General features: G+C 69.8%; 13 protein-coding genes. 5 read left to right on the top strand and 8 right to left on the bottom strand.

Going from position 1 to position 22,105, the window contains the following annotated elements; all coding sequences use genetic code 11:
* The first annotated feature begins 19 nt into the window (after positions 1–19).
* Positions 20–835: a L,D-transpeptidase family protein gene (locus tag EJ357_RS28865; RefSeq protein ID WP_126400173.1), complete on the top strand. Its 816-nt coding sequence runs from the start codon at positions 20–22 to the stop codon at positions 833–835.
* A 323-nt stretch (positions 836–1,158) separates the two neighbouring features.
* On the opposite strand, the gene EJ357_RS28860 is transcribed toward EJ357_RS28865, so the two are convergent.
* The 6 genes from EJ357_RS28860 to EJ357_RS28835 all read right to left on the bottom strand — a co-directional run bounded on the left by EJ357_RS28860 (position 1,159) and on the right by EJ357_RS28835 (position 6,340).
* Positions 1,159–2,223, bottom strand: coding sequence for a hypothetical protein (locus EJ357_RS28860; RefSeq protein ID WP_126394444.1), 1,065 nt, complete (start codon positions 2,221–2,223; stop codon positions 1,159–1,161).
* Positions 2,223–2,885: an RNA polymerase sigma factor gene (locus tag EJ357_RS28855; RefSeq protein WP_126394443.1), complete on the bottom strand. Its 663-nt coding sequence runs from the start codon at positions 2,883–2,885 to the stop codon at positions 2,223–2,225. The genes EJ357_RS28860 and EJ357_RS28855 overlap by 1 nt, the downstream gene beginning before the upstream one ends.
* Before the next feature lie 353 nt (positions 2,886–3,238).
* A complete protein-coding gene (locus tag EJ357_RS28850; protein ID WP_126394442.1) occupies positions 3,239–4,102 on the bottom strand; it encodes a hypothetical protein in 864 nt (287 codons plus the stop codon).
* A 206-nt stretch (positions 4,103–4,308) separates the two neighbouring features.
* Complete coding sequence (locus EJ357_RS28845) at positions 4,309–4,926, bottom strand: RNA polymerase sigma factor (protein ID WP_126394441.1); 618 nt, start codon at positions 4,924–4,926, stop codon at positions 4,309–4,311.
* 119 nt (positions 4,927–5,045) lie between these two features.
* The gene (locus EJ357_RS28840; protein WP_126394440.1) at positions 5,046–5,912 is read right to left on the bottom strand and encodes a hypothetical protein; all 867 of its coding nucleotides are present in this window, start codon (positions 5,910–5,912) and stop codon (positions 5,046–5,048) included.
* A complete protein-coding gene (locus EJ357_RS28835; protein ID WP_126394439.1) occupies positions 5,909–6,340 on the bottom strand; it encodes a hypothetical protein in 432 nt (143 codons plus the stop codon). Before EJ357_RS28835 ends, EJ357_RS28840 begins: the two co-directional genes overlap by 4 nt.
* 276 nt (positions 6,341–6,616) lie before the next feature.
* On the opposite strand from EJ357_RS28835, the gene EJ357_RS28830 reads away from it, so the two are divergent.
* From EJ357_RS28830 to EJ357_RS28815, 4 genes are all read left to right on the top strand, one after another.
* Positions 6,617–7,489: a septum formation family protein gene (locus tag EJ357_RS28830; RefSeq protein WP_126394438.1), complete on the top strand. Its 873-nt coding sequence runs from the start codon at positions 6,617–6,619 to the stop codon at positions 7,487–7,489.
* A gap of 232 nt (positions 7,490–7,721) precedes the next feature.
* Complete coding sequence (locus EJ357_RS28825; protein ID WP_228472637.1) at positions 7,722–8,657, top strand: L,D-transpeptidase family protein; 936 nt, start codon at positions 7,722–7,724, stop codon at positions 8,655–8,657.
* Positions 8,658–8,848: 191 nt separating this feature from the next.
* Positions 8,849–11,503, top strand: a complete 2,655-nt coding sequence (locus EJ357_RS28820) for an FG-GAP-like repeat-containing protein (RefSeq protein ID WP_175647555.1) — start codon at positions 8,849–8,851, stop codon at positions 11,501–11,503.
* 58 nt (positions 11,504–11,561) lie between these two features.
* Entirely contained in the window at positions 11,562–12,983 is a 1,422-nt protein-coding gene (locus EJ357_RS28815; RefSeq protein ID WP_126394436.1) for an FG-GAP-like repeat-containing protein, read from the top strand.
* A gap of 254 nt (positions 12,984–13,237) precedes the next feature.
* Here EJ357_RS28815 and EJ357_RS28810 read toward each other — a convergent pair whose 3' ends face one another.
* Together EJ357_RS28810 and EJ357_RS28805 are read right to left on the bottom strand one after the other, a co-directional pair.
* The gene (locus EJ357_RS28810; RefSeq protein ID WP_228472636.1) at positions 13,238–13,732 is read right to left on the bottom strand and encodes an RDD family protein; all 495 of its coding nucleotides are present in this window, start codon (positions 13,730–13,732) and stop codon (positions 13,238–13,240) included.
* A 222-nt stretch (positions 13,733–13,954) separates the two neighbouring features.
* Positions 13,955–21,571: a golvesin C-terminal-like domain-containing protein gene (locus tag EJ357_RS28805; protein ID WP_228473205.1), complete on the bottom strand. Its 7,617-nt coding sequence runs from the start codon at positions 21,569–21,571 to the stop codon at positions 13,955–13,957.
* Between the last annotated feature and the right edge of the window lie 534 nt (positions 21,572–22,105).

Here is a 22,105-nt window from a genome sequence, read left to right as displayed (position 1 = left end):
CGGGATGCGTACCAAGGGCATGCGGAGATCAGCTTCGGCACTCGCCTCGGGCGCCGTGCTGGCGGTGCTGTGCGGGTGCACCGTGCAGGCCTCGGGCGAGGAGCAGCGCTCACCCGTGCGGATAGAGCTGCCGAGCGGCACGCCGTCCCCGAAGTCCGCCCCGCCCGACGACAAGCCGAGCGCCGCGCCCACGCGCGAGGCACCCGCCGTGCTGTGGCAGCGGGGCGACGAGGGCCGGGACGTCCGTGAGCTGCAGGCCCGCCTGCGGCAGGTCGCCTGGCTCTTCGACGGGCCGACCGGGACGTACGACGAGCTCACCGAGCAGGCGGTCCGGGGCTTCCAGGGCAAGCGGGGGCTGCAGAAGACGGGGAAGACGGACGAGGTCACCTGGCAGCGGCTGCTGAAGATGACGCGCGAGCCCGGCAAGTGGGACCTGTACCTGATGGGCGGGCAGCCGGCCGATGCGCCGGACGGGCGGTGCCTGACCGGCCGGGTGCTGTGCATCAGCAAGTCGAGCCGGACGCTGCGCTGGATGATCGACGGGCGGTCGGTCCTGACGGTACCGGTGCGGTTCGGGTCGCAGTACACACCGACACGGGAGGGTGTGTTCAGCGTCTACTGGAAGTCCCGGCACCATGTGTCGACGCTCTATGACTCGCCGATGCCCTACGCGATGTTCTTCAGCGGCGGCCAGGCGGTGCACTACTCGTCCGACTTCGCGGCCACGGGTTACGCGGGGGCCTCGCACGGCTGCGTCAACGTGGCGGACGAGCGGGCCATCTCGGAGATGTTCGCCCAGGTGAGGACCGGGGACAAGGTCGTCGTCCACTGGTGAGGCGCGCGGGCCTCGCGGGATGAGTGGGATGTGGGGCGCGGGCGGGACCGGGGGAACGTGTCCCGCCCGCGCCGATGCACGAGCCGCAGGTACGGGGGGAACCCCGGCTCTGTGCGACGGCCGATGACCAGTCGGCTCACTCTCTTCAGCGCCACCACGTCCGAAAACGTCACTCCCCGCGCCAAGAATTTCTCCGGGAATTTCCTCGGGATGCAAAACCGCAGGTCAGAGGCGTGTGACAGGAGTGGCGGGCTGTGGGCTCAAGTCAGCTGTCTACAGCTCGGGACGCACGGGACCCGCACGATCACCGTCGCCGGCTTCGCTCAGAGCGCGCTGTACGACGGGCTCGGCACCGGGGGCGTGGGCAGCTGGACTCGGTTCGGCAGGAGCACGGGACCGGTGGACGGGGTTTGCGCGGTGCCGTTCGTGCGGTGGCCGTTGCCGCGGCCCTCGTCGCGTGAGCGGTCCCTGTCGTCCTTGCCCTTGCCTCTGCCCTTGCCGTCGTCGTCGCCCGTGCCCCGGCCGCCCTTGCCCTCGTCCTCGTCCTGGCCGTCCGCGCCCTTGCGCTCGTCACCCTGGGCACGGGTGCTCTCGCCGGCGCCGGTCAGCACGGTCTTGCAGTACTTCCACACGCGGGCGGAACTGCCCGCCGCGCTCTCCAGGGCACGGCGGCGGTCGCGGGGCAGCTCCTTGCCGTCCCGCATGTCGCGGCAGGACCGGACGACCTTCCACCAGCCGCCGGCCGGCCTGTCCCGGTCCGCGCCGGGGGTCTCGTGGCCCGCGGCGGGCCCACCGGGCGCGGTGCCGTGGGTGGTGCCGGGGCCGGTGGGGCCCTTCGACGTGCCGTCGGGCGTGGGCTCGTCCTGCGCGCTGATCCCCGGCGAGGGCGAGACGAAGGGACGCTCCTCGGGCACCGGCGCCGAGACCGTGGCGGCGGGGCGGCCCGGCTCGTCTTCGCCGAACGGCGTCCGCAGCACTCCGGTTCCGGCCGCGACCGCGACCCCGCCGACCATGCCCACGGCCAGCGCGGCGGCCAGGCCGAGTCGCAGGGGGCGGCCCCAGCGGGGGCGAACGGGGGCTTGGCCGGGGGTGCCGATCCGGACCAGCCCGACGTCGGAGGCCTGCGCGGCAGCGGAGCCCTCGCCTGCGCCGACGGTGACGGCGGCGTCGTCCCGGCTGGCGCGCGCCGCGCGGAACGCCGCCAGCGCGGCGGCCTCTCCGGGGAGTTCCGCACTGCTCAGCGGGGGTTCGGCGGTCAGCGCCTCAAGCGTCTTGGCGAGCTGCTCGGCCTGGTCGCGATGGGCCGCGTCGACAGCTTCGAGTGACTCTCCGCGCAGCATTCGCTCCGCCGTTTCGCGGTCCAGCCACCTGTACTGCTCGTCGGCCATCACACATCCTTCTGCGTCCGCGCACGCATATGCGTCACACTCGCAGACGTCACCGCACGGCCGCGGGTTCCTCGCTGGGAGGGCAGGGCGTCGAGCACCCCGGCCGATTCCGGATCGTCGCCGAGCAGCTCGGCGAGCCGCTTCAGGCCGCGGTGCGCGGCGGTCCGTACGGCACCCGGCCGCTTGCCGAGCGTCTCCGCGGCGGTCTTGGCGTCGAGCCCCACCACCACGCGCAGGACGACGGCCTCGGCCTGGTCCTGCGGAAGCCGTGCGATGAGGGACAGGGTGCCGTCGGTGGCCAGGGCCTCCATGGCCTCGACCGCGGTGTCGGACTCGGCGGCCTTCCCGGTGAGCTCCGTCTCGTCGCCGCCGATCGCGGGGCGGCGGCCGCGCATACGTATGTGGTCCAGCGCGCGGTTACGGGCTATCCGGGCGGCCCAGCCGCGGAAGCGGTCCGCGTCCCCGGTGAACCGCTCCAGGTCACGCGCTATCTGCAGCCACGCCTCCGAGGCGACGTCCTCGGCGTCCGGGTCGCCGACCAGCGTCCGTACGTACCCGAGCAGCCGCGGGTGCACGGAGCGGTACACAGTCCGGAACGCGGTCTCGTCCCCGTCCTGTGCAGCAAGCACCGCGGCGGTCAGCTCCGCGTCGTCCCCCAGCACTCCGTACCTCAATTGGTGGTTGCGGCTTCAGGACCGCAGGTCGTTGCGGTGGTCATACACCCTCCGCGTCCGGCGCGAAAGGCACGTTACGGCCTGAAACCGCTGCTCGTCCATGTCCGTACAACATGCAACTACCTGGGAACCGGCGATCTGTCCGCCGAGGTGTGACAGAAAACGCAGTCTCGGCGCTGTAGAGAGTACGGGCCGCCGCGCGGCCCGTGCCGCGCGACGGCCGGGGCCTCTCCTGTGGGGGGTGGCGGCCCCGGCCGTTGCCTCGGCGCAGAGCCGGTGGCCGTTGTCGCGGCCGGGAGGCGTGTCCTCGATCCGGACTTCTTCCGCCTTCTTCCGCCGAGTCAGTTCTTCTTCTCGGCGTTCTCAGCGTTCTCGGCACCATTGCCGGACCCACTGGTGTCGGACCCACTCGTGTCGGACCCACTGGTGCCGGACCCAGAGGCGTCGGACCCACTCGTGCCGGACCCAGCGGCGTCGGACCCGCTCCTGTCGGCCCCGCTGTTGCCGCTCCGGTCCTGACCGTTGTCGGCCGGAGCACTCTCGTCGGCCTTCTTGCCCGGCTCGTTCGTCGCCGCCGCGAGCTGCTCGGCACAGTACGCGGCCACCTTGTCCGCGCCGCCCGCCTCCGCGACCAGCCGCTCCCAGGCCGTCGAGTCCATTGCCTGGCCGCGGCCCGCGACCTGGTCGAAGGCGCGGCACTTGGCCTCGGTGTCCTGGGCGGTGGTCGGGTGGCCGGGCTTCCCGGAGGCGCCGCCGGACCCGGCGGAGGGCCCCGTGGCCGGCCGGTCGGGGGCGTCGGCCGTCGGGGTGGGCCTGCCCTTGTCCTCGGAGGAGGCGTCCGGCGTGTCCGACGAGCCGATCGCCGCGTACGCCACACCGCCGAGGGTGAGGCCGGCGACGAACACGGAGAGCGCCGTCTTCATCGAGCGGGCCAGTCGCTGTCGCTCACGGGGCCGCCAGTCGTCCCGGCGCCGGGTGCGCGCCCGGTGGACCCCGGCGTCCCGGGCGGCCCGGAACGCGGCCACGGCTCGCTGCTCGCCCTCGGCGTCCACGGCGTGCCCGCGCAGCACGGCGGCGTAGAGCAGCGCCTCCAGCTCGGCGTCGTCGAGCACCACCGCCGGGCCGGACGCTCGGCCGTGGCCGACGCCGTCAGGGTGCACACGCCGACGGCCGGGGGACCCACCGCCGCTCTGCTGTTCACCCATGTCTGTTCCCGTTCCTGTCCGACCTGATGTGTATGGGTTCACGTGATGCATGTGTCGTATGCGATCTACGTGATCTCTGTGACGGCTGTGACTCACCGGCTCGTAGAGCCTGTACGTCCCCCACGCCCTGTTCGACTCACCGCACACCGCCTCGCCTCAGCGAGGGGCCGGTGTTCCGCCCTGGCCGCCGCAGTCGCCCGCACTGTTCATTTCGATTCCCCCAGCGTCCGGGGGCCGTCATCCGTCACACCTGCGACGCCCAGCTGCTTCGCCAGGCGCCTCAGACCCCGGTACGAGGCCGTCCGCACCGCGCCCGGTCGTTTGCCGAGGACGCGTGCCGCGGAGGGGGCGTCGAGACCGACGATGACCCGCAGCAACACCGCCTCGGCCTGGTCCCGCGGCAGCCCGCGGACCAGCTCCAGGGCCTGCTCCGTGGAGAGCGACTCCAGGGCCTGGTCGTGCGTGCTGTGCGGACCGGGCAGGTCCAGCACATCCTGTTCGAGCGCCGACGACCGGGGCCGTACCTTCTGCCGACGCAGATGGTCCAGCGCCCGGTGCCGGGCGATGGTCGCGCTCCAGCCGCGGAAGCCCGCTCCGTCACCCTTGAACCGGCCGAGATCCCGGGCGATCTCCAGCCAGGCGTCGGACGCCACGTCCTCGGCATCGTCCCCGACCAGACCGCGCAGGTACCCGAGCAGTCCCGGCTGCACCAGCCGGTACATGATCGTGAAGGCGGCCTCGTCACCTTCCTGGGCCCGCGCGACAGCCGCGCCCAATTCCCCGTCGTGCGCATGCACGCGGCGGGTGTCCCCTCCTCGGCCCAAGAACTGTCCTCGTCCGTACTGGTTCGTGGCGAATCCCTACCTCGGGGTACGGCCACCCTTGCCCACGTTCCCCCACGGTCAACAGCGCCCGGCCTCACAGAAGTGTCACAGGGGGACCGTCACGCCACTCCTTCCGGAAGCGCCACGGCCTCTTCGTAGGCCCCGGAGGTCCGCTCCGTCACGAGCTGGTCGTAGCGGATGTCCCGTCCTCCGTAAGGGATGAGGAAGGCGCATCGGAAGGTGTGCGCGGTGATCCGGTACGTCGAGGGGGCGAGGACGACCGACTCCTCGACGCGCTCCACCCGGATCCGGCTCTCGGGCGCCGTGACCCCGGCCGCCCGCAGCTGCTTCAGGGTGGGGGCGAGTTCGCGCAGCGCCTTTTGTACGACGCGCTGCTCCCGTACGGCGGTCAGCGCGGCGGATGTCGTGCGGACGCTCAGCCGGACCCCTCCGTCCGTCTCCTCGTCCTCGGACACCGAGACCGCCTCGCCGTACTCCCGGAACGCGTCGAGCGCGGCCACCGGGTCCTCGACCTGGTCCGCGAACTCCGGGTCGGAGAGCGGCCCGTGCTTCCAGGCGGCGGTGCCCTCCTTGACGTAGGCCGTGCCGTCGACGACGTAGATCTCCTCGGCCTCGGTGACGCCCTTGCTGCTGCGGCTGGAGCCCTGCGAGTGCAGCGCCCACGCGCCGCCGGTCGTGCGGTGCACCGTGGCCGTGTAGGTCGCGGCGCTCTCCTGCCCTTGCAGGACGATGCCCTCGCGTCCCTCCACCGCGAACGTCCAGCCCTTCTCGGCGGCCATGGCCTGCTCGGCGCGGGCCAGGAAGTCGGCGGCGGTCCGGGGCCGGGGCTCGGCGGACTCGACGGACTCGGCGGACTCGAGGGGCTTTGCCTCGTCCGGCGAGCCCGAGTCGTCCGTCAGGCCCGAGCAGCCTGTCAGGACCGCGGCGACGAGGAACGCGGCCGCGGCGCAGTGGCGGTTGCTCATGCCGCCGCCTTCCGTGCCCGCCCGTGCAGGGTCAGGTAGAAGGTCTGCAGCGACTCGTCCGGCCCGCCGAGGTCGAAGCGGTTGCGGACCTTGCCGAGGGGATTCCAGACCCGCTCGTCCGGCATCCGCACCCCGACCGGCTGGCCGAAGTAGGCCCGCTGGTCGGCGTCGTAGTCCACCCACACCGCCCCCGCGTGGCGCACGAGCACCTCACCGACGTATGCCCCGAGCCCCAGCAGCGCCCCCCGCACCCGGTCCCGGTCCGCACCACCCTTGCGTAGTCCGTCGATGAGGAAATCGACGATGCGTAGGCTGGCCACCGAGTAGTCCAGCGGCAGCCGGTTGCCGGCGGTGACGCGGGCGACGAAGGCCGCGGCGTACGGGCGCATCTCTCGTGCGCGCGGCGCGCGTTCGTCCACTGTGCTCATGGGCCCCAACCCTTTTGCTGGTCAAGGACTCCTTCTGGTCCTTCCGATGACCCAGCGGATGTCACCTCATGAGCATCACGGGTAACGAGGGTGTTCATTCACACACAGCAAGATCACAGAAGTCGTACAACCTTTTGATTTCTCACGCGTCCGCTTACAACCATCACGGCGCGTCGACGGTCGACCGGCAAGTAACCCCACACAGGCCTGCCACAGGAGTGGCATACGATGCACGCGCCACTCCCCATAAAGTTCACATAAGAGGATGTACACGTCATGGCAATCCGCACCCCGTCTCGTCCCCTTCGTGGCATATCTGCCGTCGTCGCCCTGCTCGCGATCGGCGCGGCCGGGTGCTCGGAAGCCATCGACAGCGCCAAGGACGGCGCCAAGAAGGTGGCCCGCCAGCGGTCGGTGTTCTCGCTGGACCTCGGGGACTGCTACAACCCGAACAACAAGGGCGAGGGCGAGGAGGTCCTCGTCGAGATCGTGCCCTGCGACGAGGCGCACGCGGGTCAGGTCGTCGGCGAGTTCAAGGTCGACGAGGCGGCGAAGTACCCCGGCGACGAGGCGATCTCGGCCGTCGCCGACGAGCGCTGCCCGGTCGAGGCGGCGAAGCTCGCCCCGGACACCTGGGCGCTTCCCAAGGGCGTCGCCGTCTTCTACTACACCCCGACCCAGGAGAGCTGGGCGACCGGCGACCGCGCCGTGACCTGCACCTACACCAAGGAGTCGGGCACGTTCACCGGTGCGCTGAACGCGAAGCTGAAGCCCGAGCAGACCTCCTTCCTGAAGGGTTCGAACGGCGTCTACGACGCTCTGTGGGCGAACCAGTCCGACAAGGACTACGTCGAGGACGACCTGAAGGGTTACAAGGCGCAGGCGAAGGCCGTCGCCGCCGCCCTCGACGCGCACCTCGCGGGCCTGAAGGGCATCGAGGGCACGGAGGTCGGCAAGCTCCGCGAGCAGCTGACGAAGACGGCCGAGCAGTGGAAGAAGGCCGCGAACGCCGCCGACGCGGACGCGTTCTACATCGCGTACGACCCGGCGTTCACCGGTATCGACCCGAACAAGACGGTCGCCGCCCGCAAGGAGCTGGGCCTGGCCACCACCGTCCCGGCCGACGAGGCCGAGGTCTGGGCTTCCTGACCCTTCGGGCCGGCGGGGCCGCGTCCGCCAAGGACCCGGCCTCGCCTCCTCGTTCACTCCTCGTCGACGTCGACACAATTGGGCGGTTCGCTCCTTAACAGCCCTTTTGCGGCCTCACTTGACACCGGTTTCGCCACGTAACTAAAACCCCGAGCCGGTAGTCCATGACCTCCCGCAGACCGTGCGACACACGCCCGCGCGGTCCCGTCGCCATGCCGTCAAGGAGCTCAGCGTGCAGGTATTCCCCCGCCGGATTCTGGTCACCACCGCCGTGGTCGGCGCGCTGGTGATGACGTCCGCCTGCGGCGGGCCGGACGACCCACAGGCGGCGTCCGCCGACTCGGTCGAGGCACCGCGGACGCAGCAGGAGAGCCCCGCCGACGCCTCCGGCTCCCCGTCACCGAGCTCCTCCGCCACCACCTCCGCCGGCCCCTCGGCCTCCGCCTCCGACCGCGCGTCCGCCTCGCCCTCGGCGTCCGGCTCCGCGAAGGCCGGCGCGGCGAAGGAGACGAGCGGCTCGGCGAGCGGCTCCGGGCAGGGGTCCGGCGACGCGGCACCCGCCGCGCCCGCCGCGCCCGACTTCCCCGTGCCGGTCGAGGTGGGCGACGCCACCCAGCTGATCACCGTCAAGGCGAGCGGCTCCTACGCCACCGTCACCGCCTGGGCCAAGGGGTCCTCCGGCTGGAAGGCGCAGTTCAGCACGGGCGCGGGCCGGGTCGGCTCCAACGGCGTGACCGACGGGGCGACCCGTCGGCAGAGCACCTACACCACGCCCACCGGCACGTACACCATCACCGAGGGCTTCGGCCACGTGGCCGGCGGCACCGCCATGCCGTACCACCAGGTCACCGACGACGACTGGTGGGTGCAGGACCCCGAGTCGAGGTTCTACAACTCCATGCACGGCGAGCAGGGCGCGGACTTCCCGCTCACCGAGTCCGGCGACCGGGGCAGTGAGCACCTCATCAACTACCCCACCCAGTACGCCAAGGCGCTCGTCATCAACTTCAACCGCTGGCCCGCGACACCCGGCCGCGGCGCAGGCATCTTCCTGCACGTGAACGGCAGTGGCGCGACGGCGGGTTGCGTGTCGGTGCCTCGCGCCACCATGGACCGGATCATGGGCTGGATCACACCGTCCGCCCGTCCCCGTATCGCCATCGGCTGACCTCCCTGTCGAGCCCGATGTCACCGAGTGACAGAACCCGCAGCCTGTGCGCTGTCTGTAGATGCCACCTGTGTGACAGGTGATGCGACCGTGACCATTTCCTAGGGGTGGGACAGTTGAGTCCTCGCAGGACCCATGCGTACAAACCGCTCAGCCTCAAGAGACGTACGTGGCTGACGGTGGGAGCCGTCGTGCTGAGCGGTGCGGGTGTCGTGACATACGCGATGGCGGATCCGTCCGCGCCGACCGACGCCGAGCCGGACGGCCGTAAGCCGTCGATCCACACGCTCAAGCTCAAGGACCGCGGCTCCGGCCGCAGGGGCCTGGCCAAGCAGGAGACAAATCGTTTCAGCGCGGTCGTGCTGACGTGGAACGACCCCGAGGCCCAGGCCAAGGGCACGCCCGAGGTACGCACCCGGGACATCGAGACCGGCGAGTGGTCCGGCTGGCAGAAGGTGACGGTCGAGCCCAGCCAGGCGGACGGCGCGGAGGGCGAACGGGCGGCCCTGCGCGGCGGTACGGAGTCGGTGTGGACCGGCGACTCCGACGGCATCGAGGTGCGCGTCGTGAACGCGGACGGCACCGAGGTGGGCGGCCAGCCGGCCGGCATGGACGTCAAGCTGCTCGACCCGGGCACGGACCCGGAGGGCGCGACCACCCCGGCCGCTTTCGTGGCGGAGGAGACCACGACGCCGGCCACGGAGCCCCCGGTACCGGCCGACACCGTCACCCCGACGGAGACCGCCACACCGACGGAGACGGTGACGCCGACCGACCCGGCCACCCCGACCGGCTCCCCTGCGCCGACGGACACCCCGACGGTGACCGAGACGCCCACCGGGTCCACCTCCCCGACGGCGTCCCCGACCCCGACCCCGACGTCCACGGTCCCCGCGCCCCGGCCCTCCACGGTCGTCAAGCCGCCGGTCATCACACAGGCCGAATGGGGCGCGTCCACGGACTACGACGGAACTCCGGAGTACGGCACCGAGATCAAGGCCGCCGTCGTCCACCACACCGGCGTCGACAGCGACAACGGCCTGTCCTGCGCCGAGTCCGCGGCCCGGCTGCGCACCATCCAGCAGGCCCACATCAGCCAGGGCTACTTCGACATCGGCTACAACTTCGTCGTCGACCGGTGCGGCCAGATCTTCGAAGGCCGCAGCGGCGGCATGGACCTGCCGGTGATCGGCGCGCACGACGCCGGGTTCAACACCAACACGGTCGGCATCTCCTTCATCGGCAACTTCGAGAAGGCCACGCCCAGCCGCGCGGGCATGGACGCCATCGCGCGGATCGTGGCCTGGAAGTTCGGGATGTACGGCATCGACCCGACCGGCAAGGTCACGCTGACGTCCGGCGTCGACCAGGGGTACAGCGGCAACAAGATCCCCAAGGGCACGTCGGTCACGCTGCCCCGCGTCTTCGGCCACCGGGACACCAACTCCACGGCCTGCCCGGGCGCGGGCCTCTACCCCAAGCTCAGCCGGATCGCCCAGGTCGCCAAGACCCCGGGCATCTCGCATGCCCTGGCCACCTCGGACGTCAACCGCGACGGCGTCACCGACCTGGTCACCGGCACCCCCCGCGCACTGACCAACGGCGGCACCGTCACCGTCGTCCCCGGCGGCCTCGACGGTCCGGTCACCGCCTCGAAGCTGACGCTCACCCAGAACAGCACCGGCGTCCCCGGTTCCCACGAGTCCGGCGACAACTTCGGCGCGTCCACGGCGTGGGGCGACGTCAACGGCGACGGCTACGCCGACCTCGCGATCGGCGCGCCCGGTGAGGACGACACCAGCGGCAACGCGGACCGGGGCCAGGTCACGGTCCTGTACGGCCCGGCGCTGAACACCGGCTTCTCGTACACCACGTCGGGCAGCGTCACGGCGGCCGGCGCCAAGCTCGGCTCCACGGTCGCGGTCGGCGACTTCAACGGCGACGGCAAGGCGGACGTGTTCGCGGCCGGCACCGGCAAGGGCGGCAACTTCAGCGCCCGGCTGACCGGAGGCGCCACGGCGACCGGCACGCTCACCACGGCCACCGGGTCCGTCGCCTATCTGGACGCCGCGACCGGCGACTTCAACCGGGACGGCTACGCGGACGTCGCCCTCAACTACCGCGACACGGGCGGCATCGGCCGCGTGGTCCGCTTCGCGGGCTCGGCGACCGGCCTCACCAAGGCCGGGGTCATCTCCGTCAAGGGCGGCCGCTCCATCGCCGCGGGCGACGTCAACGGCAACGGCTACGACGACATCGTCATCGGGCAGCCGGTGGCGTCCGAGTCGGGCGGTCTGTCGGGCGGCCAGATCACGATGGTCCCGGGCACATCGACCGGCTTCACCACGACCGGCATGACGACGATCCACCAGGACACGGCGAACGTCGCCGGCGGCAACGAGTCCGGTGACCTGTTCGGCGCCTCCGTCTCGGTCGGCGACTACAACGCCGACGGCTTCGCCGACGCCCTCACCGGCGTCCCCGGCGAGGACTTCCCGCGCGACGGCGTGAACCAGTCCAACGCCGGTGACGCGCTGCTGGTCAAGGGCACGTCGACCGGGCTGACCGGCACCGGCTCGATCCGCGTCTCGCAGGACACGTCCGGCGTCCCCGGCTCCGCGGAGACCGGCGACCTGTTCGGCTCCGCCGTCTCGCTGACGGACCTGTCGGGTTACGGCCGCGCGGACCTGACGTTCGGCGCGGAGGGCGAGGACGGCACGGACGGCATCGTCCTGTACCTCCCGAGCAACAGCACGGGCCTCGGCTACACCCAGGCGGTCATCTACAGCAAGACCACGCTGGGCACCCCGACCGACGCCCACCTCGGTCAGACGCTGACGCCGTGACACCCCCGTGGACCAGCGCACTTGTAGCCACACGACCATCACCTTCACCGGAGATTCGATGACACGCACGTTGATCAGTGGTGCGGGCGCCGTCCTGGTGTCCGGGCTGCTGACCGCGGCGGCCGTGGTTCCGGCCGCCGCCGCTCCCACCGAGCAGTCGGCGCCGGCGGCCGCGCCGCAGAGCGCCGACTTCAACGGCGACGGTTACACCGACCTGGTCGCCGGCCTCCCCCAGGCCGGCCCCGGCTCGGTCACCGTCGTACCCGGCGGGCCGGACGGCCCGGAGGCGGCCGCGAAGCTGAGCCTCACCCGGCCCGGCGGCGGGCAGGACGGAGACCTCTTCGGCGCGAGCAGCGCCTGGGGCGACGTCGACGGTGACGGTCACGCCGACCTCGTCGTCGGCGCGCCGGGCGTGGACGACGCCGAGGGGCGCACGGACACCGGCGAGGTGACCGTCCTGTACGGTCCCTCGCTGGACCGCGCCACGACCCTCACGGTGCCCGCCGCGAACCGGGTGGGCGGGGAACGCCTCGGCACGGACGTCGCCGTGGCGGACTTCAACGCCGACGGCAAGGCAGACGTCCTTTCCGTGGCCCTGGGGCGCCCCGCGCACTGGTGGCTGTTCGACGGCGCGACCGGCGCGACCCGGTCCTGGGAGTTCGGCCGCTGGGACGACGAGAACGTGCCGCGCGACAACAGCCTGGTCGTGGGCGACTTCAACGCCGACGGGTTCCCGGACGCCGCCGCCGACTACCTCGACGCCAGTGGTTCCGGACGGATCGCCACGTTCAAGGGGTCGGCCACCGGCCTGGAGCGCGTCGGTGGCTTCTCCGACGCGGGCACCGGTTCGGCCGCGACGGGCGACGTCAACGGTGACGGCTTCGCCGACCTGGTCGTCGGCGCCCCGGACAGCCCCTACTTCGGCGTCGTCGGCGGCAACGTGCGAGTGATCCTCGGCAGCGTCGACGGGCTCACCGTGGACGGAGCGCACACCGTCGACCAGAACACCGCCGGAGTGCCCGGGGCCGACGAGTCCGGGGACCGGATGGGCGCCTCGGTCACCGTGGCCGACGTCGACCGCGACGGATTTGCCGACGTCCTGACCGGTCTGCCCGGCGAGGACCTCACCGCCACGGACGGCCCGGCCCTCTCGGACGCCGGCGCCACCCTGCTTCTGAAGGGCTCGGCCACCGGCCTCACGGGTGAGGGTGCCCGCGCCCTCACCCAGAACACCACCGGTGTCACCGGCACCGCTGAGGCCGCCGACCGCTTCGGCTCCGCCGTCACCCTCGCCGACCTCGACGCCGACGGCCGTACGGACGCGGCCATCGGCGTGGAGGGCGAGAACGCCGACGACGGAACGATCCTCCAGCTGGACGGCAACGGCACCGGTCTGGTCGCGACCAGCGGGGTGTACTACGGCCGCCCGGCCCTGGGCACGCCCGCGGGCGCCCGTCTGGGCCAGTCCCTGACGCCGTAACGCCGCTCCACCCACTCGGCCGGGACCCCGCCCACTGCACGGGGTCCCGGCCGAGTCATGTCCGCGGCGTCGGCCGATCCGTCGTTCGCGAGGATGCGGCAAGCGCCAAGTCGCCTTTCGGCAGCGGGTGTCGGAGGTGAAAAACACCGTGGCGGCCCATGTGCAACGGACGCGAAATGCCGTCGTTCGCGCGGGGCGCCCTGGTTATGCGTGAAGCCGCGCGAGAAAAACATCCGAATGCGACGGAGTGCGTATCACCGGCCGCTCATGACCACCCTGCTGCCGACCAGCCGGTCGTGCAGGCCCTGCTTTTTCGCGCTGAGGTTGGCCGCCGACCCGTTGGCGATCAGGAAGACCGGGACCACGGCCATCACCACATTGCTCACGTGGCGCACCAGCGCGGCGCCATAGGAGAGGCGTCCACCGTCGGCGTCCCGGACGACTTCCATGCCGAGGAGCCGCTTACCCACCGTGGCGCCCCGGCGGGAGACGCTCAGGGGCGAGTACAGCAGCAGGAAGGCCAGGCACCACAGGGCGGCCGAGGAGAGCCAGACGCCACCTGCGGTGTCGGGGAGCAGGCGGTCCAGGGCGACCAGCGGCGCGAGGATGACGACGACGGCGATGACGATGTCGATGGCCAGGGCGAAGGCCCGCCGCAGGGGGTCGGCCGGCGAGCCGGGCTGCGAACGGGATCCGCTCGTCATCCAGGGGTAGGGCTCGATCGGGCCGAGGTCGTCGCCCGATGACATGCGTCCGATCATTTCTCTTTCACGCTTTCGATCATGCAGCCTTTTCTTCGGCCACGGACGGGGCGAACAGGCGCGGAGTTTATATCAGTATCCATTCCCCGCTCACCCCATGGACATTTGACTCAAAGGGGACACGGGCGGCCTTTCCAGGCCGCCCGTTCCCTGATTCACCGGGAAATCCCGGGAGTTCCCGGAATTCTCCGGAGAGCGGCGATCAAATGATCAGTCGTGCTTCGTGAGACCGTCGGTCCACTCCCAGACACCCCATTCCTCGAGTTGACCATTCAGCATTCCGCCGAGCTCTCCGCCGATCCAGGCGCCGCCCGCGGCGCCCGCCGGCACGCAGACCGGAGCGAGAGGGCCACAGGCGAGACCGGCATAGGCACCGGCCGCCGTACCACCGCCGACGAAGCTGCCCTGCACGATCGACTTCCCCGCCGCCGTGACCACATCCTCACCGCCGAGTACCTCGTCGATGAAGGACGCGACGGTCTCCAGAGCGGCCGAGCCCTTGGCTGCGCCCCGGAACGACTTGGTGTCGGCGGCGGCGCCCACCCACTTGGCGGCCTTGGAGCTCTCCATGAACGCGGTGCCCCGCTGGCCCATCTTCTTCAAGGTGGGATCGTCGGACTTCTCCCAATCCTTGAACTGCTTGCGGGCGTCGGCGAAGACCTCCAGCGTGGCCATGGTCGGCGTGACGTACTGGTTCAGCTGCCGGATCGTGGTGGACACGTCCTGCAGCCCCGCGTTCCATGCGATGACGCGAGCCTGGTCACGGGCACCGAGGTCGTCGAGGAACGCCTCGGGGATCGGCGAGGCGACCTTCTCCGCGATCCAGGTGTCGACGATCTGCGCGGTCGACGGCCCCTGCTCCACCCGCTCCGGGTGGTAGACCGAGTCCTCGGTCGGCACACCGTTGCGGCATTCGGTGTAGACACCGGTGGCGCACTCGATGGACTGATGACCGTCGTACTCGATCCGGTTCGTCGGGTTGCCCCCGCCGAACGCGTACCGGTTGCCGGTGAACGGATCCACGCCGAGGTTCATGTCGGCCAGGGCGCCGTTGTACATGTCCCGGGTGGTGAAGCGGTTCAGCCCCGGGTTGTAGTCACGGAAGCCCATGTCGTACGTGCCCGAGGACACGTCCCAGCGCTTGGCGTTGAAGCGGTAGGGGTTGTACGGCTCCTTCGTCGGGTCGGCGGCGTCAGGCTTGTCGGCACCCGTGAACTCCGAGGTGTCGTTCGCGCCGTAGGCCGTGTAGCCGTAGGTCGCCTCGGTGTCACCGTTGCTGTCGGTGACAGTCTCGACGTCCAAATGGCTGTTGTAGCCGTAGTAGCCGGACTCGGTCGTGCCGTCCGTGTTGTGCGTCACCTGGGACAGGCGCTCACCCCACGGGCTGTACTGGTACGACTTGGTCAGCTGTCCGGCGACCTCCTCCGTCAGCACCTCGCCGGACATGCCGAGGTAGGTGAAGTCGGTGGTCTTGCCGTCGGCGGTCTTCGACTTGGTGCGGTCGAGCGGGTCGAAGGTGTACTTGGTCGTCTTCGTCGCGCCCGTCGAGTCCATCTTCTGGGACTCCACGACGTGGTCGAAGCCGTCGTACACGCTCCGCTCGATCACCTTGCCGTCGGCGGTCACCGACTCCTGGCGGCCGAAGGGGTCGTAGTTGTAGTTGGCCGTGACGCCCGACGTGGTCGCCGTCAGCAGCCGGTTGCGGTCGTAGGAGAAGATCGACTCGACGTCCTTGACCGTCTGCCTGATGACGTTGGCGTTGTCGTCGTGGACGTACGTCTCCGTGGTCGCGCCGTTGCCGGTCTTGACCGCCTGGGAGAGGCGGTTGACGGGGTCGTAGCTGTAGTTCGTCGTCGACTCCAGGTAGGCCGCGTGGTTGTCGGCGTTCATCTTCTTCGCCACGTCCTGCGCCTTGTTGCCGTTGGCGTCATAGGCGTAGGTGTGCGAGGCGACGAGCGTGCCGTTGCCCTTCTTCTCCGTGGTCGACTTCAGCGCACCGTTGAGGAAGTACGTGTGGTCGACGGTGTTGCCGTTGGCCTTGGTCTCCTTCAGCTTCTGGCCGCGGTCGGTGTAGGTGTACGACGTCACCTTCGGCGAGGAGTCGGTGGGCGTCTTGCCGACCGACACCGTCTTCACCAGGCTCCGCAGGTCGTAGGTGTAGGCGGAGTACTGCGCCGGGTGGGTCACCGTCTCCGGCTGCCCGTTGGTGTCGTACGTGTACGTCGTGGCCTTCTTCTCCTGCCCGGCCAGCGACTCGGTCACCTTCTGCACCTGGTTCAGCCCGGTGTAGGCGACCGTGTAGTCGTCGATCGCGGCACCGGACGAGGTGTCGTCCACCGAGATCAGGTTGCCGTTGACGTCGTACTCGTAGGTGAAGGCCTTCTTCTCGCTGTCCGTCTCGCCGGTGGTGTCACGCACCAGCTTGACGCCGTCGGCCACGGCGATGCCCGTGCTGCTCTGCTCCAGCTTCAGCTTGGCGTCGTTGCCCTGCTTGAGGCTGTAGCTGCCGAGCGAGACCCAGGTGCCGGTGGCCGCGTTCTGGTCCTTGGTCACCGACGGGTGGGTGGTGGTGCCCTGCGACAGGGTGTACTTCGCCCCGGTCGCCGCGCCCGTCACCTGCGGGTACTTCACATATGCGGTGTAGGTGCCGTCCTTGGGGATGTTGAGCGTCCACGTGAAGGCGTCCGTGCCGGTGCCCGCCGCGTGGGTGCGGTGGTTGTAGCCCTGCTGGTCGGTGATGTTGCCGGTCGCCCAGGTGCCGGTCGTAGAGGTGTGCTGGGTGTCGGAGTTGTCCACCAGGACCACCGACTTGCCCACCGGCACACCGTCGTCCGACTTCGTCTTCAACGAGCCGTCCGTGTAGTACGACCACGTCATGGTCCGGTCGGAGGAACCGCCCGCCGAGGTCAGCGTGCGGGCCTTCTGCTGGCCCAGGTCGGTGTAGTCGTAGCTGGCGGCGATGGCCCACGGGTCCGTGGACTTCTTCACCCAGCCGTTGTCGAAGTACTCGTAGGTGGTGTCATTACGGACGGTCTGCCCGTCGGACGGCGGCAGCGAGGTCTTGGCGACCCGGCCCACCTCGTCGTAGGTGATCTCCGTGTAGACGTCCGTGCGGTTGTAGCGGGTGTCGTTCGGGTCGTACGGCTGGTACTTCCGCTTGGGGCGGTTCAGTTCGTCGTACGTCGTGCGCACCGCGAAGTCGTCCGCGTTGGCCGTCGCCACACCACGCGGGGTGATCACCCGGGTGGTGTTGCCCACCTGGTCGTACTCGTACTTCGTCGAGCGGGTCGTGGTGCCCTCGTACGGGACCTTGACCTCGACGGGCTTGCCGCGCTCGTCGTAGGTGATGGTGGTGGTGTTGTTCTCCTTGTCGGTCTTCGTGACGACCAGCGAGTCCTTGTCGTAGGTCTGCTTGGCGATCTTGCCGGCCGCGTCCGTGACCTGGGTGACCCGGTGGTTCAGGTCATGGGCGGTCTTGGTCGTGTAGTCGGTGGTGTCCGCCGTGGCGGTCTTCTTGGGGTCGATCACCGTCACGAGGTTGCCGACGTTGTCGTACTCGTAGGAGATCTTGTCGCCCTTGGCGTTCACCACGGACGTGAGCTGGTAGATCGCGTCGTAGTGGTGGGTGGTGACGTAGTCGGTCAGGTCCGACGTGGTCAGCGTGCCCTTGGGCTCGGTCGTCGTCTTGAGGTTGCCGACCTTGTCGTAGGTGTAGGCCGTCCTGCGCGGATCGGTCTGGTTGTTGGCCGGTGCCGTCGCCGAGGTGACCTGGTCGGCGGCGTCGTAGACGGCCGTGGACACCGCGCCGTTGGGCGCCGTCGACTTGGTGATGTTGTCGTTGGCGTCGTACTCCGGCGCCGGAGTGGTGATCAGCAGACCGGCGTTCTGGTCCTTGGGCGCGGTCGTGACCAGCGGACGCCCGAACGTGTCGTACGTCTGCGTGGTCTTCTTGCCGAGGGTGTTGGTGACCTCCCGGACCTGGCCGCGCTCGTCGTACACGTACGTCGTCGCCTTGCCCAGCGCGTCGGTGATCGTCCTCGGGTAGCCCGTCGGACCGAAGTCGCTGTTCGTGGTCGGGTTGCCGTTGGCGTCGGTCGCCTTGGTCAGCTGGCCGTAGGCGTCGTACTCGTAGTTGAGCGTGTAGTCGCCGGCCGTCGCGGTCGCGACGCCCTTCGGGTCGGTGACCGTCTTCAGGTTGCCGAAGGTGTCATAGCCGAACTGCCACTGGCGGCCCTGTGGCGAGGTCTTGCGGAACAGGTCGGCGGAGTAGCCGTCGGCACGCGTCTGGTACTCGTACTTGACCGCGTTCGTCGGGTAGGTGCCCGGAGCGCAGTCGGACGCCGGCGGGACGCCGGACTTGTTGTTCTCCGCGTCGCGCTGCCAGAGCGGGTAGCCCGTCTTCTGGTCGTAGCAGTACGCGGTCTTGGCGCCGTTGTCCTCCTCCAGATACGTGACGTTGTTGTCGGCGTCCCAGCTCATCTTGGTGGTCTGGGACTTGGCGTTGGTCGCCTGGACCGGGCGGGCGAAGTCGTCGGTGACGTACTTCGTCTGGTTCGTCTCGGCGTCGGTGACCGTGGTGTCGGTGAAGTTGGTGTTCGTGGTGTTCACCGCGTAGGCGAAACCGGTGCTGCCCTGGAGGCGGTCCGTGACGGTCTTCGTCCACCAGTGGTACTTCGGGTCGTCACCCGCCTGCGGGGCGTAGTACTCCAGGTTCGTGTCGTTGTTGCGCGGGTCGGTGACCTTGACGAGCTTGACGTTCTTCTTGCCCTGGGTGGCGTCGTAGGTGAAGCCGAACACCTTCGGCTGGGAAGAGCCCACACCATCGGTCAGCTTCGTCAGCAGCGCCTGGTCCGAGTACTCGAAGGTGATCTTCCTGCCCGAGATGTCCGTCATCGACTGGACATGGTCCTCGACCTTCGGGAAGGGTGCCTCGGCCTTGTCGTAGTAGTCGACCGCCAGCGACTGCCGGCCGGACGGGTCGGTGACGTACTTGAGGAACTTGGTCGGCTTGTTGTTGGACCTGCGCTCCTCGTACGTGTACGTCTGCGTGTTCCCGTTGCGGTCCACGATCGACGTCAGGTAGCCGTCGCAGCCGAAGAGGAAGCGCGTGCCGTCCGGACGCAGCATGGTCCAGGCGTCCGGAATCGGGTCCTTGGTCGGCGTGCAGTCCAGGCCCGCCTTCATCGTGACCTTGTAGTGGACGCCCGCCGGGGCCTTCCAGGTGCTGTCGGCCTGCTTGCGGAAGACGTGCGTGGTGCCGTCACCGTCGGGCAGCCGGATCTCGGTCGCGTTGGCGTTCGGGTTGGGGTGGAAGTCCAGCGAGGAGCCCAACCGGATCGGGCCCGCCAGCTGCGCCGACCAGCCCGCACCGGAGACGGTGTCGCTGGTGTCGAGGGAGTTGTAGGCGAACCGCGCGAAGGTGTTCAGCCCGCGCCCCGGGTTGGCGAACGCGTTGTAGGACCAGACGCTGTTGCCGGAGGCGAGGTTGTTCATCACCGTGGAGCCGGCACCGGTGTTCTTGCCGGTGTAGGAGTAGAACTTCTCCAGACCCAGACGGTCGGAGGTCGGGTCCTCGACCGCCACGTTCTGCTTCAGAGCCGGGATGCCGCCGGTTCCGGCGGACAGCCAGCTGCCGTCGGAGACCTTCTTGACGTCCCAGCCGAGCACGTACTCGGTGCGCTTGTTGCCCGAGTCGGAGTTGATCGGCGTCTTGACCTGCGCCTGGATCGTCGCCGACGAGCCCGGCGACAGAGCCGGAATCGCCGTCGAGGCCTGGTTGCCGCCGTTCGTCACGTCCGTGCCGTCCGGGAGCTTCCAGGTGTACGACAGCACCCGCTCACCGCTCGCCCACGCACTCGAGGTGGTGTTGGTGACCGTGAACTGGACCGTGTAGGTCGAGTTCGGGGTCATCCGGGCCGGGGTCTGCGGCGCGTAGTAGGTGTCCTCGGTGGTGGAGTCGACGTAGATCACCCGCAGCAGCGGGCCGATCTGCTGGTCGGCGGCCTCCGAGGCCAGGAACACCGTCTGCTCCTGCGGACCGGTGGACGTCTCGTCCTTCAGCTTGACCATCGCGCCCTTGTTGGACGACGGGGTCTTGGTCCAGCCCTGGGTCAGCGACGTGGCGTCCCACCAGTGCCGGCCCACGTCCGAGACGGAGGCGACGGTGTCGGAGACGGTGGCGGAGAAGTCGCCGCCCGCCGTCGTCCACGCCGTGCCGGTGGCGGCGCTGTTCCAGGTCGCCTGGGTCTCGGTGAAGTCCCTGGTCAGACCGTGCAGTTCATAGATCGCGCCGTTGGTCTTGGTGGTGGTCTCCGCGCCCCACATGAACAGCCGCGACTCCAGCACCGTGGCCGTGGTCGGGACCGCGGTGGTGGGGAACTTCATCACCGCACGGGTCTTCTCGGTGGTGCTGGTGGGCGTGTTGTTGCCCACGCTGAGCCACTTCTGGCCCACACCGTCCCGGCTGATGGTGTCCAGGTTGGTGCTCGGTGTCGCCGACGACAGCGTGGTGTCGGCCACCGAGGCCGCGGTGCCCTGGATCAGCCGCATGGTGCGGCCGGCCTTGGGGATGCCGACGGTGCGGGTGGGCGAGCCGAGCAGCTGCCCGTCCGAGGTCTTGACCGCGAGCTGGTAGTAGTACGACTTGCCGATCTCCACCGAGGAGGAGTCCGGGGTCGGTACGGCGGTGGTGTCGGTGTAGGCCGTCACGGTCTTGGCGATCGGTGCCACCAGGGTGGCCGCCGACGGCGTGAACACCTGCTGCGTGGAGCGGTGCAACTGGTACTCGGCGATGTCCAGGTCCGGGTCACCGGTGCTGTTGGAGTACGCCTTCCAGCTCAGCTCCGGACCGGTGCCGTGCACCACGGTCGGCGAGTTCAGCGTCGTTCCGACCTTGCCGTACGTCACCGTCAGCCGCGGGATCGTCGACGTCTCACCGCCGTAGTCGCCGTCACCGGCTTCGTAACGCGGACCGCCCAGCGCGCCGGACGTCTCGTTCGTCGACTTCAGCACGAAGCCGTTGTTGACCGAGGTGCCGTCCAGCCACTGCTGCACGGTGTCGGTCACCGGGAACTTGTGCCACTGGCTGTACTCACCGGCGTTCTTCACGATCGACGCCGGGTTCACCCAGCGCACCGCGTCCGCGATCACCGACGTCGTCGAGGACGCCGGTCCGTCGCCGAGGGCGACCTTGCCGGCCGTTCCCTTGTTGAAGTCGATCTGCGAGCCGCCGTTCAGCGACGCCCACACCCCGTTGGTGCCGGACTGCTGATTGACGGTGTAGGTGGCCGCGCCGTCCTGGCCGGTCACCGTGTAGGGCGCGTTGGTGGCCCGGTCGGTGGCGGCCACGTAGTGCACGTCGACCCGGTAGGAGGCAGTCTCCGGCAGGTTCGGCTGCCAGGTGTAGCTGTCCCCGGCCACCGTGTCCTTGTTGAACCGGTAGTCGCTGCCGATCCCGTACTGCGCCAGCGACGAACCCGACGTCGGCCAGGAGCCGGTCGCGGCCGTCGTACCCGCGTCGCCGTCGTCCACCTGCACGCTGGTACCGGACAGCTCACCCGCCAGCGAGCTGGTGTTGTTCCACGTCGCCGTCGTCTCGTCCCAGGCACCCGTGGCCCGGTAGACACCGATCGTCGCGTCGGTGCCGCCCGTGGTGTGCGCCTGGTCGAAGTACATCTCCAGCCGCGCGGAGTCGATGTTCGTGCCCGACGGGATCTCGCTCAGCGGGAACTTGATCAGCGAGCGGGAGTTCGCCGTGCTCGACGTGCGGCCCGCGGACAGCTTCCAGGAGGTGTTGAAGTTGGTCGTCGGCTGGTCCGACAGCACCATCGTGTCCTGGGACTGCGACGGCGTCGGCGCGATCGTGATCGTCGGGTCGATGACGACCGGGTACTGACGCTCCTTCGCCGCCAGCCACTTCGCGTCCGGAGTCACCGTCAGCTTCCAGGACTTGCCGTCCCGGGTCAGCTTCTGCGTGACCTTCGTGCTGTAGGTCCGCCCGAAGACGGAAGCGTCCGCCTTCTTCGCGTCCGTCATGTACGGCGCCGGAATCACCATCACCGGCGTGTTCGGCAGCGCACCGTACAGCGCGACGGAGCCGTCCTTACGCGCCTTCGGCATCAGACCGTCGGTGTCCAGCGTGAACGTGAACTTCAGCGGCCCGTCCGGCCGTTCGGCCAGGACGATGTTCTCCTTCACCCGGCCCGGACCGACCACGTACTCCAGATCCGCGCCGTGCACCGCGTTCTCGTACGTGACCGTGGAGCCCTTGGCCTTCGGGGCGAGAGCCTTGTCCGCTCCGTCCAGACCGAGGGTGACGGTACGGCCGTCCGGCGCGCGGAACTTGACCAGCCGGTCGGCGTC

It is taken from the genome of Streptomyces cyaneochromogenes (assembly GCF_003963535.1).
Lineage (GTDB): Bacteria > Actinomycetota > Actinomycetes > Streptomycetales > Streptomycetaceae > Streptomyces > Streptomyces shaanxiensis.
Note: the sequence above shows the minus strand (reverse complement) of the source record. Positions and strands in the feature narration are given on the sequence as shown.